Raw genomic sequence first — 13,770 nt, forward strand, 5'->3', positions numbered from 1 at the left:
ACGCGGCGGCCTTGGCGCCCGTTCGTCCCCGCAAGGTCGGGGACCCAGGTTTGGAAACTGGTTTCCCGCCTTTGCGGAAAAAACGGAGCAAGTGATTCACCGCACCGACATTTAGGCTGCGCGGGATGTCGGGCTTTTGACAGCCCGTTGAGCAGCCGCGACCAGTTCGTGCAGGTCGGGCTTCGGTGCAAGGCGCCCGGTGGCGCCGATCAGGCCGCGCGCCCCATCGAGCGCGCCGGCCTGCAGTTCGATGCCCAGCAGCCGATGTTGCTCATAGGCGCCGGGCATCCACAGCGATCCGGTCTTCTGCGTCGAGAAGCCGAAGCGCTGGTAATAAGGCGCGTCACCGACGAGCAGGATCGCGCCATGACCGCGCATGCGCGCGGCAGCGATGGCATGCTTCATCAGCCTGCCGCCAAGGCCTTTGCTGCGGTGCTCCGGAGCAACGGCCAGCGGGCCGAGCAACAGCGCCGCCTTGCCGGGGCCGGCACAGACGTCCCACAGCCTGACAGAGCCAATGATTTGGCCCTTGTCGGTCGCAACGAAGGACAAGCCGGCCGCGGCCAAACGATCCTCGCGCAGGCGCTGCGAGGTCTTGGTGAAACGGCTCGGTCCATAGGCGCGGTCGAGCAGAGCCTCGCGCGCATCGAAATCAGACAATTTTTCTTGGCGAATGGCGGTCATGGCCATCTCCTTCCGTGCCCCGTTTTTCGCGGGACGGCTTCAGTTCGAGAGAATGAAGGGAAGGGGAGCCGAACTTCTCAGCCGGCTCCCGGCGTCATCAGGTGTGGCCCGATCGCGGAGCGATCAGATGTGGCCCGATCGCGGAGCGATCAGATGTGGATCGTCTTCAGCGGCGGGAAGCCGTTGAAGGCCACTGCGGAGTAGGTCGCCGTGTAGGCGCCTGTGCCTTCGATCAGCAGCTTGTCGCCGATCTCGAGGCTCACGGGCAGGAGATACGGCTCCTTCTCGTACATCACGTCGGCCGAGTCGCAGGTCGGGCCGGCGAGCACGCAAGGCTCGAGCGGTGCACCGTCGCGCGGCGTCTTGATCGCGTAGCGGATCGACTCGTCCATCGTCTCGGCGAGACCGCCGAACTTGCCGATGTCGAGATAGACCCAGCGAACCTTATCGGTCTCGCTCTTCTTGGAGACGAGCACGACTTCGGTTTCGATCACGCCGGCATTGCCGACCATGCCGCGGCCCGGCTCGATGATCGTGTCCGGGATACGGTTGCCGAAATGCTTGCGCAAAGCCTGGAAGATGGTCGCGCCGTAGGTCTTCACGCCCGGCACCTTCTTCAGGTACTTGGTCGGGAAGCCGCCGCCGAGATTGACCATCGACAGGCTGATGCCGCGATCGGCCGACTCGCGGAAGATCGCCGCCGCCGAAGCCAGCGCCTTGTCCCAGGCCTTCGGATCGCGCTGCTGCGAACCGACATGGAACGAGATGCCGTGCGCCGACAGGCCCAGCCGGTGCGCATGCTCCAGCACGTCCACCGCCATCTGCGGCTCGCAGCCGAACTTGCGCGACAGCGGCCATTCAGCGCCGGCGCCATCGCACAGGATGCGGCAGAACACCTTGGAGCCGGGAGCGACGCGAGCGACCTTCTCGACCTCGGCCTGGCAGTCGACCGCGAACAGGCGAACGCCATACTGATAGGCGCGTGCGATATCGCGCTCCTTCTTGATGGTGTTGCCATAGGAGATGCGGTCCGCCGTCGCGCCGGCCGCGAGCGCCATCTCGATCTCGGCGACCGAGGCGGTGTCGAAGCAGGAGCCCAGCGAGGCGAGCAGGGAGAGCACCTCCGGCGCAGGATTCGCCTTCACCGCGTAGAACACGCGCGTGTCGGGCAGAGCCTTTGCGAAGGCGTTGTAGTTGTCGCGAACCACGTCGAGATCGACCACCAGCACGGGGCCGTCGTCGGTACGGGTGCGAAGAAATTCGCGGATACGGTCGGTCATCGTCTTCCCCAAACAGCCAATGAACGCGCACGAACGCGTCCGAGTGAGTGTCAGATGATGAAGCCACGCCGTCGTGCGATGGAGGTCACGACAGGCGAGGTGTTCAACACCGGACAATGCTGCCGTGGATTGGTGGGGAGACCCCCGCCGCACACCTGGCAATGAAGGACAAGCCTCTTCGGAACAGATCCGGCCTATGGACAGCCGGCAGTAGCCAAAAAAGCCCGCTCCGTCGTTGCTTTAAGTCGCGTCCTCAGCGGAGAACTGAGTACGCCGGTTTCGCCTCCGGCTGCCGGTCAGATTTCTTGGAGAGACTCTCCGCAGAGAGCTTGGTCTCCCCAGGCGGCTGGCGGGCCTCTTGTCCCGCTACCTACCGACCGACACGCGACCACAGGCACGTGCGAAATTGGGCAAGGGCGGAAATAGTGCATATGCGCCGCGCACGCAAGCATTACGTCGTGTCCAGCGCGAAAAAACTTCGCAGATTACGAGATCGTTAACAGCGTGATGCACGTGAGCGCGCGCGTGCATCTCGCAAGGATGGAGAACGTGACGCAAGCGTGGCGCGCGTGCGGCGTTGAGCATCATCTGCCGCCGCATTTCTCCTGCAGTTCGCCAGTGGGGCTCGCCGGCAGTGAGACGAGATCGTCTTTGAAGCTCATCGCGAAGTCGCAGTGTGCCAAAGCGCCGGACATCGCGTCATCGATCGTCGCCTGCATCGCCTCGCAGCGCTCTTCTTCACGCACCGCGCTGACATCGGTGCAGGCGCGGGGCGCTGTATCGCAGTCGGAGAGCCTATCGCGAACGGCTCCGCTGGTGTCGCTGAAGATGCTCAGTCTGACATCAGGAACGCGAGCGGGTGCCTGCGGAGATGACAGGCTTTTTGCTGTCAGAGGAGCCTAGCGGCTGAACGGCTCGATCTTGCGCGCGAAATTGACGAACTGGACCATGATGAAGGCGCCGCAAGCAAGGAACACAGCATCGAGCACGCGGGCGAAAGTGCTGCCCAGCCCGAACAGATTGGCGATGGCCCAACTGCCGGCAAAAGCCGCCCCGAAAACCTCGGCGCCGATCAGGATCGTTGCGCTCACGACCGTTATGACGTTGATCCAGACGATGCGGCGGGCGGGGGCTTGGGTGCTCATGGCTGTTCCGTTCGAATTTGCGGCGCAATGTCCTCGAAACATGGGCATCAATCAAGGCTGGATTTAGAGCCTGCGGCACCCCACTTCGACATCAAGCCAGCGCCCTTTCCGTCCTCGAAAAGCAAGATATTTCAACGTGATGAACCCGCAGACCGCCATGGATGCCGCCGCCTCCGCCAAAAATCCGCTGCTTGCTCCCTGGAACAACGCGTTCGAGGTGCCGCCATTTGCGGAGATCCTGCCGGACCATTTCGTTCCGGCTTTCGAGCAGGCGATGGCGGAGCACGACAGTGAGATCGCCGCGATCATCGCCAATCCAGCCTCGCCGGATTTCGAGAACACCATCGCTGCTCTGGAACTGTCTGGCCGCGCTCTGTCCCGGACGTCCGACGTGTTTTTCGCTTTGTCCGGTGCGGACACCAATGACGCGATCATGACGGTCGAGCGCGAGATGTCGCCGCGGCTGGCTGCGCATTACGACGCCATCTACCTTAACGGCGATCTGTCCAGCCGCGTCGAAGCCGTGTTCCAGAACGCCGCGTCGCTGAACCTCACCGACGAGCAGACGCGGGTGCTGGAGCGCTACCGCACCGCCTTTCGCCGGGCCGGCGCACACCTGCCTCCCGCGGCCAAAAAGCGGCTCGCCGAGATCGGCCAGCGGCTGGCGACGCTGGGCACCGCCTTCAGCCAGAATGTGCTGACGGATGAGCGTGACACCTTCATCGTACTCGAAACCGAAGCCGATCTTGCCGGTCTGCCGGATTTCCTCCGCGCTGCGGCGCGCGAGGCGGCCGAAGAGCGCGGCCTTGCCGGCAAGCATGTCATTACGCTGTCGCGCTCCATCGTTGAGCCGTTCCTGCAATATTCCTCGCGCCGCGATCTGCGCGAGAAGGCCTTCCGCGCCTGGATGACGCGCGGCGACAACAACAACGCCACCGACAACAAGGCGATCATCGCCGAGACCGTGGCGCTGCGGGCCGAGCGCGCCAAGCTCTTGGGCTTCCGCACCTATGCCGATTACCGGCTGGACGATTCCATGGCCAAGACGCCGGGTCGCGTGCGCGATCTTCTTGGCGAGGTGTGGCCACGGGCGCTGAAGCGGGCCTTGGCCGATCGCGACGCGCTGCAGGCGCTGGCGCAAGCCGAAGGCGGCAACTTCAAGATCGCGCCCTGGGACTGGCGCTACTATGCCGAGAAGCTGCGCAAGAAATTGCACGACGTGGATGAAGCGGCGATCAAGCCGTATTTCCAGCTCGACAAGATCATCGCGGCGGCCTTCGACACCGCGCACCGGCTGTTCGGCCTTCAGTTCAAGCCTCGCGAGGATATCCCGGTCTGGCATCCTGACGTCCGCGTCTGGGACGTGACCGACGCCAAGGGGCAGCATGTCGCGCTGTTCTTCGGCGATTATTTTGCGCGGCCCTCGAAGCATAGCGGTGCCTGGATGACGGCGTTGCGCGAGCAGGAAAAGCTGCGGGGCAATATCCGCCCGCTGATTATTAACGTGATGAATTTCGCCAAGGGCGCCGACGGCGAGCCGACGCTCCTTTCCTTCGACGATGCGCGGACGCTGTTCCATGAATTCGGTCACGCGCTGCACGGCCTCCTTTCGGACGTGACCTATCCGACGATTTCCGGCACCAATGTCGATACCGATTTCGTCGAGCTGCCCTCGCAGCTTTACGAACACTGGTTCGAGCAGCCGGATGTGCTGCGTCGCTTCGCCGTGCATTATCGCACCGGCGAGCCGATCCCCGAGGAATTGCTGGCGCGGTTGCTCAAGGCCCGCACGTTCAATCAGGGCTGCACGACACTGGAATATGTGTCGTCGGCGCTGGTCGATCTCGAGTTCCATTCGCTGGAATCCGCCGATGCGCTCGATGTCACCGAATTCGAACGCAAGACGCTCGACAAGCTTGGCATGCCGGAAGAGATCGTGATGCGGCACCGCTCGCCGCATTTCCAGCATGTGTTCGCCGGCGGCGGCTATTCGTCGGCTTACTACAGCTACATGTGGTCCGAAGTGCTGGACGCAGATGCCTTCCGCGCCTTCGAGGAGACCGGCGACATCTTCGACAAGGCCACCGCCGAGAGGCTGCGGGACAATATCTACGCTGCCGGCGGCCGTCGCACCTCCGACGATGCCTATATCGGCTTCCGCGGCAAGCTGCCGAGCGTCGACGCATTGCTCGCCCGCCGCGGACTGGTGGATGCGGTGCCCTCGGGAGAGGCGTAAGCCAAAGTAACTGCGCCGGACGACTGGCTGTTCCTCCATGTGAAGCGGGGAGGGCGCCTAAAACCGGCGATCTCGGAATAACCGCGATGCTTTTTGCCGAGCTTGCGGGCGTTCAAACGCCTCCACGGCACGCTCGGTTCGAGCAACTGGACTTCTAGGAGCATGAACACGGCGTCAAAGCTGGCCCGGGGCCGCGACGAAAGTCCCGCCAGGCAATGGCTTTCGCTCTTTGTAGGAATATTTTCATGTGAAACATTGTGGCCTTTCCGGTCGTGGTGGGCCCTACGCGTTTATGTTCAGGAAAGATGAGATCGGATCAGCCAACAATGTTACGTCTGCGAAGCGAGGCTGCGGATGAGGGCTTTATGAAACTCGTCCGGCGACTCGACCTGCGGCGAGTGACCGAGCGCAGGAAACTCCACGAGCGTTGCATTGGGGATGGCTTTCGCAGCGCGCCGTCCGAGTTCGTCATAATGGCCAAGTTTGTTGGCGATCTCTTTCGGAGCGCGGTTGGCGCCCGGTGCTGTGCGGTCTTTGCCGCCGATCATTAATAATGTCGGTACGGTCATGCGTCCAAACTCGTGCACGACGGGCTGGGTGAAGATCATGTCCGAGGTCTGCGCCTGATTGCGTGCGACAAGGTCCTTTCCGGGTCCCGCATACATGCCGGCAGCCATCGAAACCCAGCGATCATATTCGGGCTTCCACTGACCGTTGTAATAGAAGCGCTGCTGATAGGCCTTGATGCTGTCGAAGCTCGTCTTCAACTCATTCTGGTAAAGTTGATCGATGGTCGCGTAGGGGACCCCCTCGGCTTGCCAGTCTTCGAGCCCCAGCGGATTGACCATCACCAGCCGTTCGACCGACTGCGGATAACTGAGCGCGTAGCGCGCCGCGAGCATGCCGCCCATGGAATGGCCAAGGATGATGGCGCGCTCGACGCCGAGCGAAGCGAGCAAGGCGTGTGTGTTGGCGGCCAATTGGTCGAAGCTGAATTGATAGCCGTCGGGCTTGGTGGATGCGCAAAATCCGATCTGGTCGGGCACGATCACCCGGTAGCCGGCCTGTGCCAGAACGCCGATCGTCGCCTCCCAGGTCGCGCCGCAGAAATTCTTGCCGTGCAGGAGCACGATGCTGCGACCGTTGGCGGCTCCGGTTGGCGCAATGTCCATGAAGGCCATGGAGAGCTGTTTGCCCTGCGAGGAGAATTCAAAACGGCGAACCGGATGGGGATATTGAAACCCTTCCAATTGTGGCCCGTAGCTGGTGGCCGGCGGATTGGCGCTGGCCGGTACAACACAAATCAGGCTCAGGGCGGCCGCGATCATGGATATGTGCAATTTCATCGTCTTCTCCTCGGAGCGCACGGCTAACGTCTGGCAGGCAGGATCGTTGCGCGGCCGAGATCGTTGCGCGGCAATGTGACCGCCTGATGTGCAGGCGCGCGTCGTGCATTCTGCCGCTCTTGCCGACAGGCATCCGGCGTGAGATGGGACGGTCTGAATTGCTCTCGTTGCCTGTTCTGGTGCATCAATGACCTCCTATACCTCTAGCCATCGCCGCGGCGTTGCTGCCGCTCCGCATCATGCTGCTGCCGAAGCAGGCCGTCTTGTGCTCGCCGATGGCGGCAATGCGCTGGAAGCCATGGTGGCGATGGCGGCGAGCATCGCTGCCGTTTATCCGCACATGACTCACATTGGGGGCGACGGCTTCTGGGTGGTGCGCGAGCCCAATGGCCGTGTGCGCGCAATTATGGCGCCGGGGCCGGCCGGTGCACGCGCGACAATCGAATTCTATCGGGAGCGCGGCTATGACGCGATTCCGGCGCGCGGTCCGTTCGCCGCGCTGACCGTACCGGGCGCGATCGGCGGCTGGATGCAGGCTCTCGATGGCGCCAAGTCGCTGGGCGGGAAAATCCCTCTCGACGTGTTGCTCGCCCCCGCAATCGCGCAGGCCCGCGATGGTTATGTCGTCAGCCGCAGCCAGCACGCGCTGACGCGCGACAAGCTCGGCGAGATGAACGAGGCTGCCGGTTTCGCCGACACGTTCCTCGTTGACGGTAAGGTGCCGGCCGAAGGCGCAACGATGAGGCAGACCGCTTTCGCAGCGACACTCGATCAACTGGCGCATGCGGGGCTCGACGATTTTTATCGCGGCGATATCGGGCGCGAGATCGCTGCCGACCTCGAGCGCATCGGCTCGCCCGTGACGCGCGCCGACATCGAGAGGTATCGCGCTTACGTCACCGAGCCGCTGTCTGTACCGCTGATCGTCGGCACGCTCTACAATTCCCCGCCGCCGACGCAAGGGCTGGCTTCGCTCATCATCCTGGCGCTGTTCGATCGTCTGCGCGTGCCGGAAGCCGAAGGCTTCGATTTCGTGCACGGGCTGGTGGAGGCGACCAAACGCGCCTTTCGCGTGCGCGACAAATTCGTGACCGACCCAAAATATCTCAGCGAGCCGATGAGCAAATTCCTGGACGCGGCATTCCTGGATGGCGAATTGCAGCGGATCGACCGCAAAAAGGCGGCGCGCTGGCCGGCTCCCTATGGCGAAGGCGATACGGTGTGGATGGGGGCCGCCGATTCATCCGGGCTGGTCGTCTCCTACATCCAGTCGATTTACTGGGAATTCGGCTCGGGCTGTGTGCTGCCGCGCACGGGCGTCTTGATGCAGAACCGTGGCGCCAGCTTCTCGCTGGATAAAAACGCCGTAAACCCGCTGAAGCCCGGCCGCTTGCCATTCCATACCTTGAATCCCGCGCTCGCCGTTCTCAAGGATGGCCGTGTCATGGCCTACGGCACCATGGGCGGTGACGGCCAGCCGCAGACTCAAGGCATGGTTTTCTCGCGCCATGTGCTATTTGGAAAGCCGCTGGAAGAGGCGATCGACGCGCCGCGCTGGCTGCTCGGCCGCACTTGGGGCTCTGCGCATACCAACCTGCGGATGGAATCCCGTTTCGACGGCAACCTTGTCGATCGCCTGTTGTCGGCCGGTCACGACGTGGACGTTCTGCCGGAAGCCTATTCCGATACGATGGGCCATGCCGGGGCGGTGGTGCTGCATCCCGATGGGACGATGGAAGGCGCACACGATCCACGCGCCGATCCGGGCGCTTTTGGGGTCTGATGTTATGACCCTCGCCTCCATTCCGCCCTGATCCGTGGTATGGTCGTGGCTACACCTGCTTCAAAAGCTGGAACCCATGATTTCCCGTATCTTTCGCGCATTCGTGCTGGCTGCTTTTGCGTTGCCGCTGGTGGTGACCGCCGCCCGCGCGCATCCTCATGTCTATGTCACAATGAAGAGCGAGATTGTCTATGACGGCGAAGGCCGGATGACCGGCATCCGGCATCACTGGACCTTCGACGACATGTTCTCGTCCTACGCCACGCAGGGACTCGAATCGAAACAGAAGGGCGTATTCACCCGGGAGGAATTGCAGCCGCTCGCGGAAGTGAATGTCACTTCAATGAAGGAATATGATTTCTTCACGCAGGGCACGATGAACGGCCAGAAGGTCGAGTTCGAAACGCCCACCGATTATTTCCTCGAGATGAACGACCAGCTTCTCACTCTGCATTTCACGCTGCCGCTGAAAAAGCCGGTTTCGACCAAGAATGTCGATCTCGAAGTCTATGATCCGCTTTATTTCGTCGCCTTCGAGTTTGCCGAGAAAGAGCCGATCACGCTGAAAGGCGCGCCGGCGCAGTGCAAGCTCAACACGGTGAAGCTTGGGGATGCGACTCAGTCGAGATCCTTGAGCGAAGCCTTGTTCGCCAGGCCCGATCCGAATGCTCAATGGGGCGCTCAATTCGCCAACAAGATTGCCGTGAAATGCTGACAGCCCGTCGGGCGCTTGCCATCGCTCTGATCTGTTTCGGCGCGGCGGTGGTCGTGTCTGTTATTGCCGCATGGATGAGCGACCCGTCGTTCGCGCAGGGTAACCCCTTTGGTGCGCCCCGCGGCGCTCCGCCGCCTGATGGTCTAGTCGGCTGGATCATTGCGAAGCAGTCGGAATTCTATCGCGGTCTGTCCGCCTCGATCCGCGCGGCGAAGGTGGACGGCAGCGCCGTGTGGGGCCTGTTCGGCTTGTCGTTTGCCTATGGCGTCTTTCACGCCGCCGGACCCGGGCACGGCAAGGCGGTGATCTCGTCTTATGTCGTGGCGAATGGTGAGACCTGGCGCCGTGGCGTGGCGCTGTCGTTCGCTTCGGCCTTGCTGCAGGCGTTGGTCGCGGTTGCCATCGTTGGCATCGCGGCGGTTTTGCTCGGTGCGACGCGCCGCGCGATGGACGGCACGGTATGGTGGATCGAAGTGGTCAGTTACGGGCTGATCGCGGTTCTGGGCGTGCGCCTGTTGTGGGTGAAGGGCCGTTCTTTCCTCAATGCGATCGGCAAATACAGAGCGGCAGAGGCAAAGCCCTTGACGGTGGCGCATCACGATGAGGCAAATCACCTCCATTCACATGCGCACGACCACGCTCATGATGACCACGTTCACGGTCCGGCTTGCTCGCATCATTCGCATGCACATCACGGACATCATCATGAACATGGACCGGGTTGCGGCCATGATCACGACGATCATGCGTCGGCCTGGGGCCACGCGCATGGACCAGAGCCCGAGGAGTTGGCCGGACCGGGTGGCTGGAAACGAGGCCTCGCGGCCATCGTCGCCGTTGGCCTGCGGCCCTGTTCGGGCGCGATCCTCGTTCTCGTCTTTGCGCTGGCGCAGGGGCTGTTCTGGGCCGGCGTCGGCGCGACGTTCATCATGGGCCTCGGCACGGCCATCACCGTCGCCGTGATCGCGACCGTGGCGGTTGCGGCGCGTGGTGTGGCCAAGAGGTTCGCCGATGCGCGTCCGGGGCCTGGCATGTTGGTTCTGCGCGGTCTCGAAGTGGCCGCTGCTATTCTGGTGCTCTTCTTCGGCATTGCGTTGTTGATGGGCTATATGGCCAGCGAACGCATGTTCGCGGCCTGATGCTGCCGCTATAGTCCGCGTTGCGGAACCTTGGGCAGCCGCGCATGAAAGCAGAAACGATCTTCGATCTGACCGGCGAAGTCGCACTCGTTACCGGCGCGTCGTCGGGACTTGGTGCGCGCTTCGCGCAGGTGCTGGCGGCGAATGGCGCCAAAGTTGTCCTGGTCGCGCGGCGCAAGGACCGTCTCGATGCGTTGTGCGCGCAAATCGAAGCGTCCGGCGGGCAGGCCATCGCCATCGAGGCCGATGTGCTCGATCGCGCCGCCATGACGGTCGCATTCGACAAAGCGCAATCCGCTTTTGGACCGGTGACGATTCTTCTCAACAATGCCGGCGTCGCACAGACTGCGCGGGCGATCGACATGACCGAGGAGGAATGGCGGCGCGTCCTGTCCATCGATCTCGATTCGGTGTTCTTCTGGGCGCAAGAAGGCGCACGCCGCATGATTGCGGCTGGCCGCAAGGGCGCGATCGTCAATACGGCGTCGGTGCTCGGCTTCGGTGTGTCGAAAGGTGTTGCGGCCTACGCCGTCGCGAAAGCTGGTGTCGTGCAACTGACAAAGGCCCTGGCGCTCGAACTGGCCACAAAGGGCGTTCGGGTGAACGCCATCGCACCGGGCTGGTTCGTTACCGAAATCAACCAGACATTTCTGCAAAGTGAAAAAGGACGGGAGATCGAACGCTCGATCCCGATGGGCCGTTTCGGCGAGGACGGAGATCTCGATGGAGCCTTGCTGCTGCTGGTCTCCAAAGCCGGTTCCTATATGACCGGCGCCAGCATCATCGTCGATGGCGGGCAGACCGTCGTTCTCGGCTAGTGCTTTTCTCGCTGATTTGCACCCGGACCCATCAGCAATGCGAATGCGAGACTTGCATTCAATTTGCTTGATGTGAGCGCCAACAGCGACCAGTGTGCAGCCGCCATGAAGGACGGCCTTGCCGGAAGCCGGCCACAACTTGTCGATTCGCGCTATGCTTGGCTGCGGCTGGGCGTAGCGCTTTTGCTGACCACGGTCGGCAGTGTCGGTATGTGGTCCTACGTCGTCGTTCTGCCGGCAGTGCAGGCCGACTTCGGCATCGCCCGTGCTGACGCGACATTCCCCTACACGATGTGCATGGTCGGCTTTGCGGCCGGCAATGCCTTGCTCGGCCGCCTGGCGGATCGTTACGGCATCATCGCCGCGGTTCTTCTTGGTATCGCGTGCCTCGGTATGGGCTATGTCGGTGCCGGTCTTGCACCCAATATGACGATCCTGTCGTTGGCGCATGTGCTGATCGGGCTTGGCGCGGCCGCGTCTTTCGCTCCAATGATCGCCGACATCTCGCACTGGTTCCTCCGGCGCCGCGGTATCGCCGTGGCGATCGCGGCATCGGGGAATTACTTTGCCGGCGCGATCTGGCCGCCGGTGATCCAGCATTTCACATCGGCGGCAGGCTGGCGTCCGACCCATATCGGCATCGGGTTGTTTTGCGTCGTCGCCATGCTGCCGTTGTCGCTGATGTTCCGTCAGCGCACGGTGATGCTCGAGACGCCCCTGGAGGGCGCCGGTTTCCGCGCACCGAATCTCGGTATTTCTCAGAATGCACTGTTCGTTCTTCTCTGCATCGCCGGCGTTGCCTGTTGCGTCGCCATGGCGATGCCGCAGGTGCATATCGTCGCCTATTGTGGCGATCTCGGTTATGGCGTTGCGCGCGGCGCCGAGATGCTGTCGATCATGCTGATCGGCGGCATCTTCAGCCGCATTGCGTCCGGATTCATCGCCGATAAGGTCGGCGGCGTCATGACGATGCTAATCGGCTCGTTCATGCAGGCCGTTGCGCTGGCGTTGTACTTTTTCTTCGATGGCCTAACGTCACTTTACCTGATCTCGCTGCTGTTCGGACTGTTCCAGGGCGGCATCGTGCCGAGCTATGCGATCATCATCCGCGAATATTTCCCGCCGAAGGAAGCCGGCTCGCGCGTCGGCACCGTCATCATGGCGACGGTGTTCGGCATGGCATTGGGCGGCTGGATGTCAGGCTGGATTTTCGACCTGACCGGCTCCTATCGCATCGCCTTCCTGAACGGGCTGGCGTGGAACCTGCTCAACCTTGCGATCGCCATTTGGCTGCTGCGCGCCGGCGGCCGTCCGAAACCGGCGATGGCGTAGGTGCTGAAGATCCCTCTGTCATGGCCGGGACAACAAGCCCGGCCATGACAAGACAATTTCAAAGCTGCAATTCGATATTCGCAGCCTTGATGACCTTGTCCCACTTGGCCGTTTCGCTTTCGATATACTTGCGCATCTCCTCGGGTGAGGATTGCAGCACGTCAATGCCGGCATCGTTGAGCTTCTTCTTCAGGCCGGCGTCGCTGACGGCCTTGCCGTAGGCAGCGTTAATCGTCTTGATGGCGTCAGGCGATGTCTTCGCGGGTGCGCTGAAGCCTTGCCACGCCCAGGCTTCGTAGCCCGGAAGCGTCGCGGCGATCGGCGGCACACCGGGAAGCATCGAGAATTCGCCGGGCGATGCGACACCGATCGCCTTGATGTTCTTGTTCGAGAGCTGCGAGCGGCCGGTCGCGTAATCGACGAACATCATGCCGATCTGCCCGCCGACGAGATCCTGCACCGCGGGACCAGCGCCCTTGTAGGGAACGTGGTTCAGCTTGATCCCGGCCGTCTGTGCAAACAACTCTGCCGCGAGATGGAACGGGCTGCCGACGCCGGCGCTGGCATAATCGATCTTGCCAGGCTCTTTCTTCGCAAGGTCGATCAACTCCTTGACCGAATTCACTTTCAGCTTGTCAGTATTCACCAGCAGCACGACGGCGAAGCGGCCGGTGAGCGTGATCGGCGCGAAATCCTTCAGTGCGTTGTACGGCAGCTTGCGATACAGCCCCTGATTGGAGGCGTAGGTTGAGGTGTCGCCCAGCAGCAACGTGTAGCCGTCCGGCTCGGCTTTGGCGACGGCATCGGCGCCGATGATGGTGCCGGCGCCCGGCCGGTTCTCGATCACCAGCGGCTGGCCGAGAATGCTGCTCATGGACGTGCCGACCGCGCGGGCGAAGAAATCCGTGCCGCCGCCGGCTGCATAGGGCACGATCATGCGAATCGGTTTGTTCGGATAGGTGCTCTGGGCGCCGGCAAAACCGGACAGGCAACTGGTCGCCACCACAAGGGCAGTCGCAAGCAGGATACGGCGGGTAGGGGTCCGAAGTGGGGTCATTGACGTTCTCCCTGAGCTGCGGCGATTGGCCGTTTTTAAAATTAGTTACAAATGCATCTATCGCACGCGGAGCTATAAAACTGCAAGCTTTCGTGCGTTGTGGACTATTGCTGCATTGCACTAAGTTGCGTCTGTCACGCTCCTCGTGACAATAAATTGCCGGGGCTTCCTGCGATTGACCCGCCATCCCGCAGATGACAGCATTTCCGACGCATCGGCTTCAACTTGCTGTCAC

At 62.3% G+C, this 13,770-nt stretch carries 12 protein-coding genes; 6 read left to right on the plus strand and 6 right to left on the minus strand.

The features are described from left to right. Nucleotides 1-111 precede the first annotated feature (111 nt). The 4 genes from CAK95_RS12930 to CAK95_RS12945 all read right to left on the minus strand — a co-directional run bounded on the left by CAK95_RS12930 (nucleotide 112) and on the right by CAK95_RS12945 (nucleotide 3,109). Nucleotides 112-684, minus strand: a complete 573-nt coding sequence (locus CAK95_RS12930) for a GNAT family N-acetyltransferase (RefSeq protein ID WP_086091387.1) — start codon at nucleotides 682-684, stop codon at nucleotides 112-114. Between the two features lie 149 nt (nucleotides 685-833). After that, a complete protein-coding gene (locus CAK95_RS12935) occupies nucleotides 834-1,964 on the minus strand; it encodes a type III PLP-dependent enzyme (protein WP_086088285.1) in 1,131 nt (376 codons plus the stop codon). Between the two features lie 584 nt (nucleotides 1,965-2,548). Then, nucleotides 2,549-2,710, minus strand: a complete 162-nt coding sequence (locus CAK95_RS29195) for a hypothetical protein (RefSeq protein WP_157699613.1) — start codon at nucleotides 2,708-2,710, stop codon at nucleotides 2,549-2,551. A gap of 153 nt (nucleotides 2,711-2,863) precedes the next feature. Then, nucleotides 2,864-3,109, minus strand: a complete 246-nt coding sequence (locus tag CAK95_RS12945; RefSeq protein ID WP_086088287.1) for a hypothetical protein — start codon at nucleotides 3,107-3,109, stop codon at nucleotides 2,864-2,866. 139 nt (nucleotides 3,110-3,248) lie between these two features. On the opposite strand from CAK95_RS12945, the gene CAK95_RS12950 reads away from it, so the two are divergent. Continuing rightward, nucleotides 3,249-5,345, plus strand: a complete 2,097-nt coding sequence (locus CAK95_RS12950) for a M3 family metallopeptidase (RefSeq protein ID WP_086088288.1) — start codon at nucleotides 3,249-3,251, stop codon at nucleotides 5,343-5,345. Nucleotides 5,346-5,674: 329 nt separating this feature from the next. Here CAK95_RS12950 and CAK95_RS12955 read toward each other — a convergent pair whose 3' ends face one another. Then, nucleotides 5,675-6,691: an alpha/beta fold hydrolase gene (locus tag CAK95_RS12955; RefSeq protein WP_086088289.1), complete on the minus strand. Its 1,017-nt coding sequence runs from the start codon at nucleotides 6,689-6,691 to the stop codon at nucleotides 5,675-5,677. A 187-nt stretch (nucleotides 6,692-6,878) separates the two neighbouring features. On the opposite strand from CAK95_RS12955, the gene CAK95_RS12960 reads away from it, so the two are divergent. The 5 genes from CAK95_RS12960 to CAK95_RS12980 all read left to right on the plus strand — a co-directional run bounded on the left by CAK95_RS12960 (nucleotide 6,879) and on the right by CAK95_RS12980 (nucleotide 12,478). After that, nucleotides 6,879-8,474, plus strand: coding sequence for a gamma-glutamyltransferase family protein (locus CAK95_RS12960; RefSeq protein WP_086088290.1), 1,596 nt, complete (start codon nucleotides 6,879-6,881; stop codon nucleotides 8,472-8,474). A gap of 76 nt (nucleotides 8,475-8,550) precedes the next feature. Continuing rightward, nucleotides 8,551-9,189 carry a DUF1007 family protein gene (locus tag CAK95_RS12965; RefSeq protein WP_086088291.1) on the plus strand — a complete coding sequence of 213 codons (639 nt, stop codon included), beginning with the start codon at nucleotides 8,551-8,553 and terminating at the stop codon, nucleotides 9,187-9,189. Continuing rightward, nucleotides 9,183-10,328 carry a nickel/cobalt transporter gene (locus tag CAK95_RS12970; RefSeq protein ID WP_086088292.1) on the plus strand — a complete coding sequence of 382 codons (1,146 nt, stop codon included), beginning with the start codon at nucleotides 9,183-9,185 and terminating at the stop codon, nucleotides 10,326-10,328. The genes CAK95_RS12965 and CAK95_RS12970 overlap by 7 nt, the downstream gene beginning before the upstream one ends. A 44-nt stretch (nucleotides 10,329-10,372) precedes the next feature. Then, a complete protein-coding gene (locus tag CAK95_RS12975; RefSeq protein ID WP_086088293.1) occupies nucleotides 10,373-11,146 on the plus strand; it encodes an SDR family NAD(P)-dependent oxidoreductase in 774 nt (257 codons plus the stop codon). 105 nt (nucleotides 11,147-11,251) lie between these two features. Continuing rightward, entirely contained in the window at nucleotides 11,252-12,478 is a 1,227-nt protein-coding gene (locus tag CAK95_RS12980) for an MFS transporter (protein ID WP_086088294.1), read from the plus strand. Nucleotides 12,479-12,536: 58 nt separating this feature from the next. On the opposite strand, the gene CAK95_RS12985 is transcribed toward CAK95_RS12980, so the two are convergent. After that, a complete protein-coding gene (locus CAK95_RS12985) occupies nucleotides 12,537-13,535 on the minus strand; it encodes a Bug family tripartite tricarboxylate transporter substrate binding protein (protein WP_086088295.1) in 999 nt (332 codons plus the stop codon). Nucleotides 13,536-13,770 lie beyond the last annotated feature (235 nt).

This window comes from Pseudorhodoplanes sinuspersici (assembly GCF_002119765.1).
Taxonomy (GTDB): Bacteria; Pseudomonadota; Alphaproteobacteria; order Rhizobiales; family Xanthobacteraceae; genus Pseudorhodoplanes; species Pseudorhodoplanes sinuspersici.